General features: G+C 61.9%; 13 protein-coding genes and 1 pseudogene. 8 read left to right on the forward strand and 6 right to left on the reverse strand.

What is annotated here, in order from left to right; all coding sequences use genetic code 11:
- Nucleotides 1-151 precede the first annotated feature (151 nt).
- Complete coding sequence (locus L9Z73_RS12970; RefSeq protein ID WP_247401556.1) at nt 152-1321, reverse strand: aspartate aminotransferase family protein; 1170 nt, start codon at nt 1319-1321, stop codon at nt 152-154.
- 102 nt (nt 1322-1423) lie between these two features.
- On the opposite strand from L9Z73_RS12970, the gene L9Z73_RS12975 reads away from it, so the two are divergent.
- The gene (locus L9Z73_RS12975; RefSeq protein WP_247401558.1) at nt 1424-2329 is read left to right on the forward strand and encodes a LysR family transcriptional regulator; all 906 of its coding nucleotides are present in this window, start codon (nt 1424-1426) and stop codon (nt 2327-2329) included.
- Here L9Z73_RS12975 and L9Z73_RS12980 read toward each other — a convergent pair.
- Together L9Z73_RS12980 and fabV are read right to left on the reverse strand one after the other, a co-directional pair.
- The gene (locus L9Z73_RS12980) at nt 2326-2949 is read right to left on the reverse strand and encodes an HAD family hydrolase (RefSeq protein ID WP_247401564.1); all 624 of its coding nucleotides are present in this window, start codon (nt 2947-2949) and stop codon (nt 2326-2328) included. The two genes, L9Z73_RS12975 and L9Z73_RS12980, sit on opposite strands and share 4 nt — an antisense overlap.
- A 222-nt stretch (nt 2950-3171) precedes the next feature.
- The gene (gene fabV / locus L9Z73_RS12985) at nt 3172-4365 is read right to left on the reverse strand and encodes an enoyl-ACP reductase FabV (RefSeq protein WP_046384297.1); all 1194 of its coding nucleotides are present in this window, start codon (nt 4363-4365) and stop codon (nt 3172-3174) included.
- A gap of 320 nt (nt 4366-4685) precedes the next feature.
- Between fabV and L9Z73_RS12990 the strand changes: the two genes are divergently transcribed.
- The 4 genes from L9Z73_RS12990 to L9Z73_RS13005 all read left to right on the forward strand — a co-directional run bounded on the left by L9Z73_RS12990 (nt 4686) and on the right by L9Z73_RS13005 (nt 7850).
- Nucleotides 4686-5510, forward strand: a complete 825-nt coding sequence (locus tag L9Z73_RS12990) for an aspartyl/asparaginyl beta-hydroxylase domain-containing protein (RefSeq protein ID WP_247401567.1) — start codon at nt 4686-4688, stop codon at nt 5508-5510.
- 148 nt (nt 5511-5658) lie between these two features.
- Complete coding sequence (gene ppnN / locus L9Z73_RS12995) at nt 5659-7032, forward strand: nucleotide 5'-monophosphate nucleosidase PpnN (RefSeq protein WP_247401577.1); 1374 nt, start codon at nt 5659-5661, stop codon at nt 7030-7032.
- 111 nt (nt 7033-7143) lie between these two features.
- Nucleotides 7144-7458 carry an AbrB/MazE/SpoVT family DNA-binding domain-containing protein gene (locus L9Z73_RS13000; protein WP_247401584.1) on the forward strand — a complete coding sequence of 105 codons (315 nt, stop codon included), beginning with the start codon at nt 7144-7146 and terminating at the stop codon, nt 7456-7458.
- A complete protein-coding gene (locus L9Z73_RS13005; RefSeq protein WP_247401585.1) occupies nt 7455-7850 on the forward strand; it encodes a PIN domain-containing protein in 396 nt (131 codons plus the stop codon). The genes L9Z73_RS13000 and L9Z73_RS13005 overlap by 4 nt, the downstream gene beginning before the upstream one ends.
- Nucleotides 7851-7857: 7 nt before the next feature.
- Here the strand turns inward: L9Z73_RS13005 and L9Z73_RS13010 are convergent, their stop codons facing one another.
- Together L9Z73_RS13010 and L9Z73_RS13015 are read right to left on the reverse strand one after the other, a co-directional pair.
- Nucleotides 7858-8187: a hypothetical protein gene (locus L9Z73_RS13010; RefSeq protein WP_247401588.1), complete on the reverse strand. Its 330-nt coding sequence runs from the start codon at nt 8185-8187 to the stop codon at nt 7858-7860.
- A gap of 174 nt (nt 8188-8361) precedes the next feature.
- Entirely contained in the window at nt 8362-9258 is an 897-nt protein-coding gene (locus L9Z73_RS13015; protein WP_247401598.1) for a LysR family transcriptional regulator, read from the reverse strand.
- Between the two features lie 99 nt (nt 9259-9357).
- Between L9Z73_RS13015 and L9Z73_RS13020 the strand changes: the two are divergent.
- The 3 genes and pseudogenes from L9Z73_RS13020 to L9Z73_RS13030 form a co-directional block, all read left to right on the forward strand.
- Nucleotides 9358-9804 (forward strand): annotated as a pseudogene (locus L9Z73_RS13020) (NADPH-dependent F420 reductase); the annotation flags it as partial.
- A 61-nt stretch (nt 9805-9865) separates the two neighbouring features.
- Entirely contained in the window at nt 9866-10972 is a 1107-nt protein-coding gene (locus L9Z73_RS13025) for an efflux RND transporter periplasmic adaptor subunit (RefSeq protein WP_247401599.1), read from the forward strand.
- A gap of 18 nt (nt 10973-10990) precedes the next feature.
- Nucleotides 10991-14137 carry a CusA/CzcA family heavy metal efflux RND transporter gene (locus tag L9Z73_RS13030; RefSeq protein WP_247401600.1) on the forward strand — a complete coding sequence of 1049 codons (3147 nt, stop codon included), beginning with the start codon at nt 10991-10993 and terminating at the stop codon, nt 14135-14137.
- Here the strand turns inward: L9Z73_RS13030 and L9Z73_RS13035 are convergent.
- A partial coding sequence (locus L9Z73_RS13035; protein WP_247401601.1) for a heavy metal sensor histidine kinase occupies nt 14061-14981 on the reverse strand: 921 nt, incomplete at its 5' end. The genes L9Z73_RS13030 and L9Z73_RS13035 overlap by 77 nt on opposite strands.

Below are 14981 nucleotides of genomic sequence, written 5' to 3' on the forward strand. Positions count from 1 at the left end.
CAGCACCATGCTGGCAGCCCTGAGCTTGAACTCACTCGAGTAAGATTTACGCATAACCAAACACCTCAGATTTGGGCGCCATCATAGCGCCCGATTGAAGTGTCCAAAATCATTAGGCCAGTTCAAGCCCCCTCCCACAGGGGCTCTCATTTCAATCCAGCAAGCGGGTGATGGCCCGCACGATCATGTCTACCTCCTTGGCCTCCAGGGTCAGCGGTGGCAGCAGGCGAATCACCTTACCCCGGGTCACGTTGATCAGCAGCCCGTGCTCCTGGGCGGCGCGCAGGGCCAGGTCGCGATAAGGGCTGGCCAATTCGATCCCGATCATCAAGCCTTGCCCACGAATCGCCAGGACCTGCGGGTGCTCACTCAATTCCACCCGCAGCCGCGCCAGCAAGCGTTCGCCTTGTTGCGCGGCGTTCTGTAACAGGCCTTGCGCCTCGATAATGTCCAGCACGGTGCAACCTACGCGGCAGGCCAATGGGTTACCGCCGAAGGTGCTGCCGTGACTGCCCGGCGTGAACAACTCGGCCACGGCGGTCCTGGCCAGACAAGCGCCGATGGGCACGCCGTTGCCGAGGCCTTTGGCCAGGGTCATCACGTCCGGCACGATGCCCTCGTGCTGGAAGGCAAACCAGGCGCCGGTGCGGCCGATGCCGGTCTGGATTTCATCGAGCATCATCAGCCAACCGTGGCGCGTGCAGTGAGCGCGCAGGGCCTTCAGGTAACCGGCTGGCGCCATCTGCACCCCGCTTTCGCCCTGGATCGGTTCCAGCAAGACCGCCGCAATGCGCGTGCCAAACGCTCGCGTGATCGCCTCCAGCGCCGCCAGGTCGCCAAAGCCGACCTTGAGAAAATCCCCCGGCAAGCGCTGGAACCCCAAGCGGACCGAGGGCCCGTCGCTGGCCGCCATGGTGCCCAGCGTGCGGCCGTGGAAAGCGTTCTCCATCACCACCACCAACGGCACCTCAATGCCCTTTTTCCAGCCATGCAGCCGCGCCAGTTTTAGCGCGGTCTCGTTGGCCTCGGCGCCGGAGTTGTTGAAGAACGCGCGATCCAGCCCGGACAGTTGGGTCAGACGCAGGGCCAAGCGTTGTTGCCAATCGATGCTGTAGAGGTTGGAGGTGTGCAATAGCAACCCAGCCTGTTCGCTGATGGCAGCCACCAGTTTCGGATGCGAGTGGCCGACGTTGGTCACGGCCACGCCTGCCACGGCGTCCAGGTATTCGCGGCCCTGCTGGTCCCACAGGCGCGTGCCCAGGCCACGCACAAAGCTCAAGGCCAAGGGTTGGTAAGTGGTCATCAGGCAAGCGGCGGTCATGGTGGCAAGCTCCAGTGCAGGTTGGGATGGGGACAGTATCGTTAGCCACCCAAGCTGGATAAACTGCGCTTTCATGCAATGACTTTAAACCAGGGTTTGATAATGGACCTGTTCCAGGCGATGTCGGTGTACGTAAAGGTGGTCGAGACCGGCAGCATGACCGCCGCGGCCCAGGCCTGCGGGATGTCGACCACCATGGTCGGCAACCACTTGCGCGCCCTGGAGCAACGCCTGGGGGTCAGCCTGCTCAAGCGCACCACGCGCAAGCAAAGCCTCACCGAATTCGGCGGGCAGTATTACCAGCGCTGCCTGGAAGTGCTGGGGCTGGTGGCCGACTCCGAGCAATTGGCCGAACAGGCCCACAGCGACGTGCCCAAGGGCACCCTGCGCATCACCGCACCGCCCGCCTTCGGCACCGAACGCCTGGCGCCGGCCTTGAGCGAATTTTCCCAGCGTTACCCGCTGATCAAGTTGTACGTGGTGCTCAGTAATCAGCGCATGGACCTGGTCGACAGCGGCTTTGACGTGGCCATCCGCCTGGGCGAGTTGGAACCCTCAAGCCTGATCGCCCGGCCCCTGCAGGACTACACCATCACCCTGTGCGCCGCGCCGGAATACCTGGCGCGACGCGGCACGCCGCAAACGCCGGAAGATCTGCAACTTCACGACTGCCTGGCATTCGCCTACCCCTCCAGCGACGATTGGCGTAACGCCGACAAACTGTGGCGCATGAGCGGCGCGGACGGCGAAGTGGAGATCCCCGTGTCCGGCTCGCTGACCATCAACAGCTCGCAAGCCCTGCGCCAGGCGGCGGTGCAAGGCATGGGCATCGTCATGCTGCCCGATGCCCTGGTGCAGCCCGACCTGCAGAGCGGGAAGCTGGAGGCATTACTGACCACCTATCAACTGCCCTGCCGCCCCATGCATCTGCTGTACGGGCAGGATCGTTATCGCCTGCCTAAACTACGGGCTTTCGTGGATTTCGCCCTGGAGAAGTGGGCGCGCTAAAAGCCCACGCCCAATTCGCGCAGTCGCTCGGCGGTACGTTCGGCGCAAACGTGGTGAATGCCTTGCCAGCCCAGGGCAATGGCCGCGTCGATGTTGCCCGCGACATCATCGATAAACACCACTTCGCTAGGCTGGATATCCGGCAGGTGAGCGCGCACCTGGCCGAGGCTGGCGTGATAAATCGCTGCGTCGGGCTTGATCAGCTTCAACTCGCCGGAAACCACAATGTCGCGAAAACACTGCAGGAACGGGTAGTTGGCCCGCGCATAGGGGAACGTCTCGGCCGACCAGTTGGTGAGCCCGAACAGCGGCATGTCGGCGTGATGCAGCGCCCTGAGAATAGCCACGCCCTCCGACAATGGCCCGCGCAGCATTTCATGCCAGCGCTCGTAGTAGGCCTTGATCAAGGTTTCGTGATGGGGGTATTGCGCGATCAGGCTGCGCGTCGCCTCGGCCAGGGTGCGCCCGGCGTCTTGCTCGGTGTTCCAGGCCTGGGTGCAGATGTTCTCGAGGAACCATTGCCGTTCCTCTTCATCGGCGATCAGCTTGCGGTACAGGTGCTGCGGGCTCCAATCGAACAGAACACCGCCAAAATCAAAAACGACTGCACGAATCGTCATCAGATCCTCCGTTAGCGTGAGTTGATAGCGGACGGAGTCTGGCAGATCGAGGGCGGCAGCGGGAGCGCGATGGAGTGTAGGAAGACTCCGAAATAGCGACGTTTATGCAAACCAATGTGGGGGCAGGTTTGCCCGCGATGGCGGTGGATCAGTCTCCTGCTCAGCTGACTGTCACACCGTAACCGCGGGCAAGCCCGCCCCCACATTTTTTTTCGAACGTATTTAGGCTTGGACCAGACCGTTGATCTTCACGGTCGGATTCACGTCAGCCTCGTAGTCCACGCCGTCGATCTCAAAGCCGAACAAGCGCAGGAACTCAGCCTTGTAGCCGGCAAAATCGCTGATCTCGTTGACGTTGTCGTCGGTGACCTGATTCCACAGCGCAGCCACGGCGTCCTGGACTTTCGGTTGCAACTCGGCCAGGTCGGCACGCAGGCGGCCGTCGGCGTCGAGCTTCGGCTCGCGGCCGTACAGGCTGTCCTTGAACAGGCCATAGACCTGCTCGATGCAACCTTCGTGGGTGCCCTGCTCTTTCATCACTTTGAACAACAACGACAGGTACAGCGGCATGATCGGGATCGCGGAGCTGGCCTGGGTGACCACTGCCTTGAGCACCGACACCCGGGCGTCGCCCTTCAGTGCGGCCAGGTTGTCGCGCAGTGTCAGGACTTTTTTGTCCAGGTCCTTCTTGGCTTCGCCGATGGAGCCGTTCCAGTAGATATCCTGGGTCAGCTTCTCGCCGAGGTAGGTGAACGCCGTGGTCTTGGCGCCTTCGGCCAACACGTCCGCCTCACGCAGGGCGTCGATCCACAACTGCCAGTCTTCGCCGCCCATGACTTTCACAGTGCCGTCGATTTCTTCCTGGGTGGCCGGCTCAAGGGTGGTGTCGACGACGACGCCCTTGTCGGTGTTGATCCCGCGCAGGGTCACGGCTTTGCCGATCGGCTTGAGGGTGGAGTTATGCACCACGCCCTGCGGGTCGGTCCTGCGTGGCGCGGCCAGGCTGTAGACCACCAGGTCGATCTTGCCCAGGTCTTTCTTGATGGTCTCGATGGTCAGGCGCTTGATCTCGTCGGAGAACGCGTCGCCATTGATGCTCTTGGCGTACAGGCCTTTTTCGACGGCAAACTTCTCGAACGCGGCGCTGTTGTACCAGCCGGCGGAGCTCAGCTTGCCTTCTTCGCCTTCTTTCTCAAAAAACACGCCCAGGGTATCGGCGCCGCAGCCAAACGCGGCACTGATGCGCGCGGCCAGGCCATAACCGGTGGAAGCACCGAGGACCAGCACCTTTTTCGGGCCGCCTTCGATGACGCCGTGTTGAGTCACGTAGTCGATCTGTTCCTTGACGTTCGCTTCACAGCCAACAGGGTGAGCGGTCACACAGATAAAGCCACGAACCCGCGGTTTGATGATCATAAAATTTCTGCCTCTTCCAAGGTGCCGAAGGCCAATGGTGGCCATTCAACTTAATCGTACCGGTCTATGACGTCCAAAAAACCGAAGCGTCACGATAGTCGCAAATCTTCTGTTTACAAAATCCAATCCAAAACTCGCTGCGCAAGCCGGGCCGGGGGTTAAAAACTGTGCCATCTCTTCACAATTTCGTAATATTTAAAGCGCCGATCCACCTGAGAACGCCTTATCATGATGGGGTTGTTTCAATATGTTTCATAACCCCACCACTCGCAGCCACGGACCTGGACTTGTCGAATGGCGTCCAGCTGGAGCTGAGTTTCATGAGCAAGTCTGCCTTACGCAAAAAAGCCGTGTCGATCGCCTGGGCATTCGGCGTCCTGCTGATTATTTGCCTCTTCCCCCTGACCACTGCGGTGTTCCTCGGCCTGGTGCTGGTCTGCGGTGTCTATGACTTCCTGCGCAACGGTCTGTATGACGGCGACACGTTCAAGAAATATTTCATCGGCAGCGGCCGCAATACCTGGCTGCTGGCACCGTTCAACACCCTGTTCGACCTGTTGAGCAGCCGCAACCGCCACGTCTACACGATGCGCGACCTGCCGCCCGCCTGGCGTGAAGACCTGCAACAGGTGATCGACGACGCCATGGCCCACAAGGACGAGATCATCGGCTACCTGGACGAGCGCATGGCCGAGAAGAAACGCGGCATGTTGTTTTTCCAATGGTACGGCCGGCCGATCGAAACCACCCTGGATATCCCGGAACTGCGCAAGAAGTTGCCGTTCGTGAAGACCATCGGCGTGTCGGTGTTCAACGAAAACCGCTCGACGTCCTTCCACTTCGGCCCTCTGCGCATGATGTTCCGGGTGCTCTACAACATGGCCCCGGCGCCCCATCACGAGGGCGTGTACATCCAAGTGGGCAAGCACAAGCATTACTGGCACGACGACCCGCTGTTTATCTTCGATGACACGCTGATGCATGCATCCTTCAACAAGAACGACGCCAAACGCTACTGCCTGTTCATTGATATCGTGCGGCCGACCGTGTTGCCCTCCGTCCTCAATGCCGTGATCGCAGGTTTTGCCGGCGTGGTGTTCGCCCTGCGTCGGTTTTTCTACAAAAACTGGAAGCTGATTCAGTAGGTTCTGCGGCATGATGGCGCTGGACGGTGTTTGCGCCCTGCCCGCGAGGCGGCCAGAATAACCGTCTCGTGCGACCGAATTCGGCGCCCACCATTCTCAAGCCATCGCCCCCTGAAGGGCGCGGTGGCTGCGCTTTCAAGGAATCAGAATGCCCCAACGTCAAGTCATCAATGCCTCCGTCAGCCCCAAGGGCAGCCTCGAAACACTCTCCCAGCGTGAAGTCCAGCAACTGAGCGAAGCCGGCTCCGGCAGCATCTATACCCTGTTCCGCCAGTGCGCCCTGGCCATCCTCAACACGGGCGCGCACATCGACAACGCCAAGACCATCCTCGACGCCTATAAAGACTTTGAAGTGCGTATCCACCAGCAGGATCGTGGCGTGCGCCTGGAACTGCTGAACGCGCCGGCCGACGCCTTCGTCGATGGCGAAATGATCGCCAGTACCCGCGAAATGCTGTTCAGCGCGCTGCGCGACATCGTCTACACCGAGAACGAACTGGACAGCCAACGCATCGACCTGAGCAACTCCCAGGGCATCACCGACTACGTGTTCCATCTGTTGCGCAACGCACGCACGCTGCGCCCGGGTGTCGAGCCGAAAATCGTGGTGTGCTGGGGTGGGCACTCGATCAACACCGAAGAATACAAATACACCAAGAAAGTCGGCCACGAACTGGGCCTGCGCAGCCTCGACGTCTGCACAGGCTGCGGCCCCGGCGTGATGAAAGGCCCGATGAAGGGCGCGACCATTTCCCACGCCAAACAACGCATCAGCGGCGGGCGCTACCTGGGCCTGACCGAGCCGGGCATCATCGCCGCCGAAGCGCCGAACCCGATTGTCAATGAACTGGTGATCCTGCCGGACATCGAGAAGCGCCTGGAAGCCTTCGTGCGCGTCGGCCACGGCGTCATCATCTTCCCGGGCGGCGCCGGCACGGCGGAAGAGTTCCTCTACCTGCTCGGCATCCTGATGCACCCGGACAACCGCGACGTGCCGTTCCCGGTCATCCTCACCGGGCCAAAACACGCCGCGCCGTACCTGCAACAATTGCACGCATTCGTCGGCGCCACGCTGGGCGAAGCGGCGCAGGCGCACTACCAGATCATCATCGACGATCCGGCCGAAGTGGCCCGCCAGATGACCGCCGGGCTCAAGGCCGTGAAGCAGTTCCGCCGCGAGCGCAACGATGCGTTCCACTTCAACTGGCTGTTGAAGATCGATGAAGGTTTCCAGCGCCCGTTCGACCCGACCCACGAAAACATGACCAGCCTGCAACTGAGTCACGCGCTGCCGCCCCATGAACTGGCGGCCAACCTGCGTCGCGCGTTCTCGGGGATCGTGGCGGGCAACGTCAAGGACAAGGGCATTCGCCTGATCGAACAGAACGGCCCTTACGAGATCCATGGCGACCCGGCCATCATGAAGCCACTGGATGAACTGCTCCAGGCGTTCGTCGCCCAGCACCGCATGAAGTTGCCGGGTGGCGCGGCGTATGTACCCTGCTACCGCGTGGTGCAGTAAGTCAGTCCACACATGCTGTAGCGCTTTAACCTCGTGTTCAGGCTTGTCGGCGGCAAGCGTCGGGCTATCGTTTTTACGAAGCCCGACTGACCCACACCCGAGGAGCAACCTATGGACCAACGGATCTTGTTCTCCCACACTCCTTACCCTAAGGTAAGGAGTATCACGCTGGAGACCTTCAACATGGCGACAGCCACGCTTACCTCAAAAGGACAAATCACCATCCCCGTCCAAGTCAGGACAGCCCTGGGCCTGGAAACGGGAGACCGGGTCGAATTCGTCGAAATGGAAGACGGCAAATTTTCCATTATTGCCGCGAGCAAAACCGTTCACGACCTCAAGGGGTTGATCCGCAAGCCTGCCCAGGCCATCTCCATCGAGGACATGAACCGCGCCATTGCGGCACAGGGAGCGAGCGCGCAATGATCGGCCTGGATACCAATGTGCTGGTGCGCTATGTCACCCAGGACGATCCGGCCCAATCCGCCAAGGCGTCCGAGCTGATCGAATCCCTCACCACCCTGTCGCCAGGCTTTGTCAGCCTGGTGTCGGTGGTGGAGTTGGTGTGGGTTTTACAAAGTTGCTATCAGTGCGCCAAGAGCGACGTGGTGACGGTGCTGGAAACGCTGCTACGTACCCGTGAATTGATCATCGAGCATGCCGAGATCATCTGGCAGGCGCTCCGGCGGTTCTCGGCAAACAAAGCCGATTTCGCCGACTGTTTGATCGCGCGCTGCGCCCATGCAGCCGGCTGCGAATACACCGCCACCTTTGACCTCGACGCAGCCAAGGCCGCGGGCATGAAGCGATTGACCTGAGCGGGGTTCAGCGAACCCAGCCACCATGCTGCCAGTGGTATCCATCATTTCGCTGCACCCAGTGCGGATGCACATAACGGTAGCCCTCCCGCACCGGCTCCCAATGGCCGTGTACGGCCACATAGCGTCCACCTTCCCAACGCCAATACCCGCGTGACCATACATAACCTTCGCGTATAGCTGGCTCGACTTCGATCACTTGCATCGGCGGCGGTTGTGGCGCGACCACTTCGACGTACTCACGTTGCACCGGTCGCCGCTCATGCACGACACGCTCTTGCACACACCCGGATGCCGCGACGACCATGGCCACCAATGCTGCATAACGTAGCAACATATAAACCCCTCGGGCGCTAACGCCCAACACCTGCATCAGAAAAAATCCCCCTTGTTGCAGCCGCGCTCCTGCAAGGCTTGGGTACTTTTTAACAGGTGGTGTCTGTCAGGTTGCTGAACCTGCTGACAGTGCATCCATAGGAACAGACGGGAGGCAGCGTCGCGGCTTGAACACTCAAGCCGGGCCGAAACGCTCCAGCACCGCCTCGACAAAGCGTCGTAACTTGGCGGTACGCTGGCGGTTGGCGGTGTAGACCAAATGCATGGGCCGGCTCGGCGCGTCAAAGTCCGGCAGCACCCGCACCAACTCGCCCCTGGCCAGCGCGGGGCGCAGAAAATCTTCCGCTCCGAGCACAATGCCAAACCCGTCCAGTGCAGCCGACATCAGGGCCTTGCTTTCGTTGATCTGCAAACGGCTGGCAACCTGCACGGTGTGCGGGACCGAGCCCTGGTAGAACACCCACTCGCGATCCGCCGGACGTGACCAGAAGGCGTAACCCAAGCATTCATGCTGCTGAAGGTCCGCCGGCCGCAGCGGTGTGCCCCGTGCTGCCAAGTAGGCAGGCGCCGCGCAGGCCACCAGACGATACGGCGCCAGGGGTCTGGCGGTTAACCCCGTGATCGCTGGGGGGCCAATGCGGAAGGCGGCTTCGTAGCCTTCTTCTACTAGATCGACGAAACGATCGGTGAGGTTCAGGTCGATGCTTACCTCGGGGTTGTCACGCAAAAACGCGGTCACCAGAGGCATCAGGCTGTAGGAGCCGAAGGTCACCGGGGCGGTAATTTTCAGCTTGCCGCGTGGGGTGTCATTCATGATCTGCGCCAGGGAATCGGCGGCCTCGGCCTCCGTCAGGATATGTTTGCAACGCTCGTAGTAAGCGCTACCCAACTCCGTCAGGCTTTGCCGACGCGTGGTGCGATTGAGCAAGCGTGCGCCCAGGCGCTGTTCCAGCGCGGCGACATGTTTGGCCACCATCTGCGCTGACATGTTCAAACACACCGCGGCTCGCGCGTAAGAGCCCAACTCGGCCGCAGTCACAAAGGCATTCATGCTCGAAAGACGGTCCATCATTCCCCACTCCCAGTAATAACAGCCACGTCACAACGCTCATTTATCACCCATTGGCTACCAATCATCATAACCGCTCCCCTACTTTGCAGGAGCTAGGTCATGAAGATTGGCGTGATTGGAGCAGGTTTCATCGGGCGCGCAGTGGCCCAACTGGCGCTGGCGGCCGGGCATGAAGTGATGTTGAGCAACTCCCGTGGCCCCCAAACCATGAGCAGCGTACTCAGCGGCATTTGGGGCGTTCAAGTGGGCAGCGCGCAAGACGCGGCACAATTTGGTGACGTGATGCTTGTGGCGATCCCCCTGGAACATTACCGCAGCGTGCCCGCGCAGTGGCTGGAAGGCAAAACAGTGATGGACGCCAACAATTACTACCCCGATCGCGATGGGCACATCCCTGAGCTGGACCGTTTTGAAACCACCACCAGCCGGCTGCTCGCCGAGCATTTACCGCATTCGCACGTGGTGAAGGTGTTCAACGCAATCTTTGCGCCAGACCTGGCGCAGGATGCCCGCCCTCACGGCGACCGCCCAGGCCACCGACGCCTGGGTGCGCATCGAACGGATCTACGGCGACCTCGCCCGTTTCTGATTTTTTTTGGAGTCCTCTATGCAGACTAAACATGGCGTGGCGCTTGCCGTCGTCCTGGGCCTGATGCTGTCCGGCCAGGCAAACGCCGAGGAAGAAGAAGGCACACTCGAACTCACCGAGCAGCAGATCGAGGCCGCTGGTATTCAACTGGCCCAGGCCCAGCCCCGGCCGATCAGCAGCGTGCTGTCGCTGCCGGGTGAAGTGCGCTTCGATGAAGACCGCACCTCGCACATCGTGCCGCGTGCGGCGGGGGTGGTGGAGGCGGTGAAGGTCAACCTCGGCCAGGCGGTCAAGCAAGGCGAGCTGCTGGCGGTGATCGCCAGCCAGCAGATTTCCGATCAGCGCAGCGAACTGGCCGCCAGCCAGCGCCGGGTCGAACTGGCGCGCACCACCTTCCAGCGCGAGCGCCAACTGTGGCAGGACAAGATATCCGCCGAGCAGGATTACCTGCTGGCGCGCCAGGCCTTGCAGGAAGCCGAAATCGCCCAGAACAACGCCCGCCAAAAGATGACCGCCCTCAGCGGCAGCGCCGTACTGGTCGGCGGCAATCGCTACGAATTGCGCGCACCGTTCGCCGGCGTGGTGGTGGAAAAACACCTGGGCGTCGGCGAGGTGGTCAGCGAGACCAGCAATGCCTTCACCTTGTCGGACTTGTCGCAGGTGTGGGTCACGTTCGGCGTCTTTCCCAAGGACTTGAACAAGGTCCGCGTCGGCAAGCCGGTGAAAGTCAGCTCCACCGAAATGGGTACCGAAGTGCTTGGCACCGTGGCCTATGTGGGCAACTTGCTGGGCGAGCAGACGCGCACCGCCACCGTGCGCGTGAGCGTGCCCAACCCCGATGACGTGTGGCGCCCGGGGTTGTTCGTCGCCATACAGATAGCCACCGACACCTACCAGGCCAAGGTCACGGTGCCCCAGGCCGCGATCCAGACCGTCGAGGACAAACCTTCGGTGTTCGTGCGCACGGCGGACGGCTTCGTCACCCGCCATCTGGAACTGGGCGTCAGCGAAAACGGCTACGTCGAAGTGCGCCAGGGCCTCGACGCCGGGGCGCAGGTGGCCACGGTCGGCAGCTTCATCCTCAAGTCCGAACTGGGCAAAGGCTCGGCCGAACACGCCCATTGACCCCGCGAGTGATTTCCCATGTTTGAGCGCCTTATCCAATTCGCCATCGAGCAACGCATCATCGTGCTGCTGGCGGTGCTGCTGATGGCCGGTGTCGGCATCGCCAGCTATCAGAAACTGCCCATCGACGCGGTGCCCGACATCACCAATGTGCAGGTGCAGATCAACTCGGCGGCGCCTGGTTTTTCGCCGCTGGAAACCGAACAGCGCATCACCTTTCCCATCGAAACCGCCATGGCCGGGTTGCCGGGGTTACAGCAGACCCGTTCGCTGTCGCGTTCCGGTTTGTCCCAGGTGACGGTGATCTTCAAGGACGGCACCGACCTGTTCTTCGCCCGTCAGTTGGTCAACGAACGCCTGCAAGTCGCCCGTGAACAATTGCCCAGCGGCATCGAAACGGCGATGGGGCCGATTTCCACCGGCCTAGGGGAAATTTTCCTATGGACCGTGGAAGCCGAAGAGGGCGCGCGCAAGGACGACGGCACGCCCTACACGCCGACCGACCTGCGCGTGATCCAGGACTGGATCATCAAGCCGCAACTGCGCAACGTGCCCGGCGTGGCCGAGATCAACACCATCGGTGGCTTCGCCAAGGAATACCAGATCGCCCCCGACCCCAAGCGCCTGGCGGCCTACAACCTGACCTTGAGCGATCTGGTCACGGCCCTGGAGCGCAATAACGCCAACGTCGGTGCCGGTTATATCGAGCGCAGCGGCGAGCAGTTGCTGATCCGCGCACCGGGGCAAGTGGCGTCGATCGACGATATCGCCAACATCGTCATTACCACCTCGGGCGGCACGCCGATCCGCGTGCGCAATGTGGCCCAGGTCGAGATCGGCCGTGAGCTGCGTACCGGCGCCGCCACCGAAAACGGCCGTGAAGTGGTGCTGGGCACGGTGTTCATGTTGATCGGCGAAAACAGCCGCAGCGTGTCCCAGGCCGTGGCTTCGCGACTCGAACAGATCAACCGCTCGCTGCCCGAAGGCGTGGTGGCCGTTACCGTTTACGACCGCACCAACCTCGTCGAAAAAGCCATCGCCACGGTGAAGAAAAACCTCTTCGAAGGCGCGCTGCTGGTGGTCGCAGTGCTGTTCCTGTTCCTCGGTAACATCCGTGCGGCGCTGATCACCGCGATGGTAATTCCGCTGGCGATGCTGTTCACCTTTACCGGCATGTTCACCAACAAAGTCAGCGCCAACCTGATGAGCCTCGGCGCGCTGGACTTCGGCATCATCGTCGACGGTGCGGTGGTGATCGTCGAGAACGCCATCCGCCGTCTGGCCCACGCGCAACAGCGTCACGGCCGCCTGTTGACGCGCAGCGAGCGCCTGCACGAAGTGTTCGCGGCGGCCAAGGAGGCGCGGCGTGCGCTGATCTTCGGGCAACTGATCATCATGGTGGTGTACCTGCCGATCTTCGCCCTCACCGGCGTGGCCGGGAAGATGTTCCACCCCATGGCCTTCACCGTGGTGATCGCCTTGCTCGGTGCGATGATCCTCTCGGTGACCTTTGTGCCGGCGGCGGTCGCGCTGTTTGTCACCGGTAAGGTCAAGGAAGAAGAAAACCTGGTGATGCGCAGTGCGCGTCGGGTCTATGCGCCGGTGCTCGATTGGGTGATGGCGCGGCGCCCGCTGGTGTTCGGTTTGGCCGTGTTGACCATCGTCGCCACGGGCCTGGTGGCCAGCCGCATGGGCAGCGAATTTATCCCCAGCCTCAGCGAAGGCGACTTCGCCCAGCAAGCCCTGCGCGTGCCCGGCACCAGCCTGACGCAGTCGGTGCAGATGCAACAGCAGTTGGAAAAAACCTTGATGGCCCAGGTTCCGGAAATCGAACGGGTCTTCGCCCGCACCGGCACCGCAGAGATTGCCTCCGACCCGATGCCACCGAATATTTCCGACAGCTACGTGATGCTCAAACCCAAGGATCAGTGGCCCGATCCGCAGAAGTCCCGCGAAACGCTGATCGCCGATATCCAGCGCGCCAGTGCGATTGTGCCGGGCAGTGCGTATGAATTGTCGCAACCGATCCAGCTGCGTTTCAACGAGCTGATTTCCGGGGTGCGCAGCGACGTGGCGGTGAAGGTGTTCGGTGATGACATGGCGGTGCTCAACGCCACCGCCGGGGAAATCGCCGAGACTTTGCAAGGCCTCAAGGGCGCCTCGGAAGTGAAGGTGGAACAGACCTCCGGCCTGCCGGTACTGACCATCAATATCGACCGCGACAAGGCTGCGCGGTTTGGCCTGAATGTCGGCGATGTGCAGGACACGATTGCCGTCGCTGTCGGTGGGCGCCAGGCCGGTACGTTGTACGAAGGCGACCGGCGTTTCGACATGGTCGTGCGTTTGTCCGACGCACTGCGCACCGATATCGACGGCTTGTCGCGGTTGCTGATCCCGGTGCCGGCATTGGCGGGTAACGCCTCCGGGCAGTTGGGCTTTATCGCCTTGTCCCAGGTCGCCAGCCTCGACCTGGTGCTGGGCCCGAACCAGATCAGCCGCGAGAACGGCAAGCGCCTGGTGATCGTCAGCGCCAACGTGCGTGGACGCGATATCGGCTCGTTTGTTCAGGAGGCCGAGGCGGCCATCACCGCCCAGGTCAAAGTACCGGCTGGCTACTGGACCACCTGGGGTGGGCAGTTCGAACAGTTGAAGGAGGCCTCCGACCGCCTGCGCATCGTGGTGCCGGTGGCGCTGCTGCTGGTGTTCGGGCTGTTGTTCATGATGTTCAACAACCTCAAGGACGGGCTGTTGGTGTTCACCGGGATTCCGTTCGCCTTGACCGGTGGGATCATGGCGCTGTGGCTGCGCGATATTCCACTGTCGATCTCGGCCGGGGTGGGCTTTATCGCCTTGTCCGGCGTAGCGGTGCTCAACGGCCTGGTGATGATCGCGTTTATCCGCAACCTGCGCGAGGAAGGGCGCTCGTTGTCGATGGCCATCAACGAAGGCGCGCTGACCCGGCTGCGCCCGGTGTTGATGACGGCGCTGGTCGCGTCCCTGGGGTTTATCCCCATGGCCCTGGCCACCGGCACCGGCGCCGAGGTGCAGCGGCCGCTGGCGACGGTGGTGATCGGCGGGATTATTTCCTCTACGTTGCTGACCTTGCTGGTGCTGCCGGCGTTGTATCACTGGGCGCATCGCAAGGACGAGGAAACACCAGACTAAAGCGCGTAAAGCGCCCCGGCTGGCTGCTGACGTCGGCGTGGCCCTGATGCAGGTGCATGATCGACTGCACGATGGCCAGCCCGAGGCCAGTGCCGCCCTCGGCGCGGGTGCGACTGCTGTCGGCACGGTAGAAACGTTCGAACACGTGCGGCAGGTGGTGCGCTTCGATGCCCCGGCCGGGGTTGCCCACCGACAGCGAGACGCTCTGGCCGTAGGTCTCCACCAGCAGCAACACGGTCGAGGCCTGCGGCGTATGGCGGATGGCGTTGGAGAGCAAATTGGAGATGGCCCGCTGGATCATCAGGCGATCGCCCATGACCCAGGCGTCGCCGCGCAGGTTCAGGGTCACCTGCTTGTCTTCGGCGCTCAAGGCAAACAGCTCCATTACCCGCTGCGCTTCTTCGCCCAACGACACCTGGGCAAACCCGGCCCGCGCCGCCGGATGACTGACCTGGGCCAGAAACAGCATGTCGGAGACGATGCGCGACAGGCGTTCCATTTCCTCGGTGCAGGATTCCAGCCCTGCTTTGTATTCCTGCGAAGGCCGCTCGCGGGACAACGTCACCTGCGCTTTGCCCATCAGGTTGGTCAACGGCGCGCGCAGTTCGTGGGCCAGGTCATCGGAGAACTGCGACAGTTGCCGCACACCGTCGTCCAGGCGATGCAGCATAAAGTTGATGCCCTGGGCCAACTCGCCCAGCTCCTTGGGCAGGTTGTCCAGCGCCAGGCGATGGGTCAGGTCCTGGGTGCTGACCTGGGCCGCCACACGGCTGAACTGCTGCAACGGCGCGAGCCCGCGCTGCACCAGCCACCAGGCGCCCATGCCGATCAGGATCAACTTTAT

The organism is Pseudomonas emilianonis, from assembly GCF_023072625.1.
GTDB classification, from domain to species: Bacteria; Pseudomonadota; Gammaproteobacteria; order Pseudomonadales; family Pseudomonadaceae; genus Aquipseudomonas; species Aquipseudomonas paraveronii.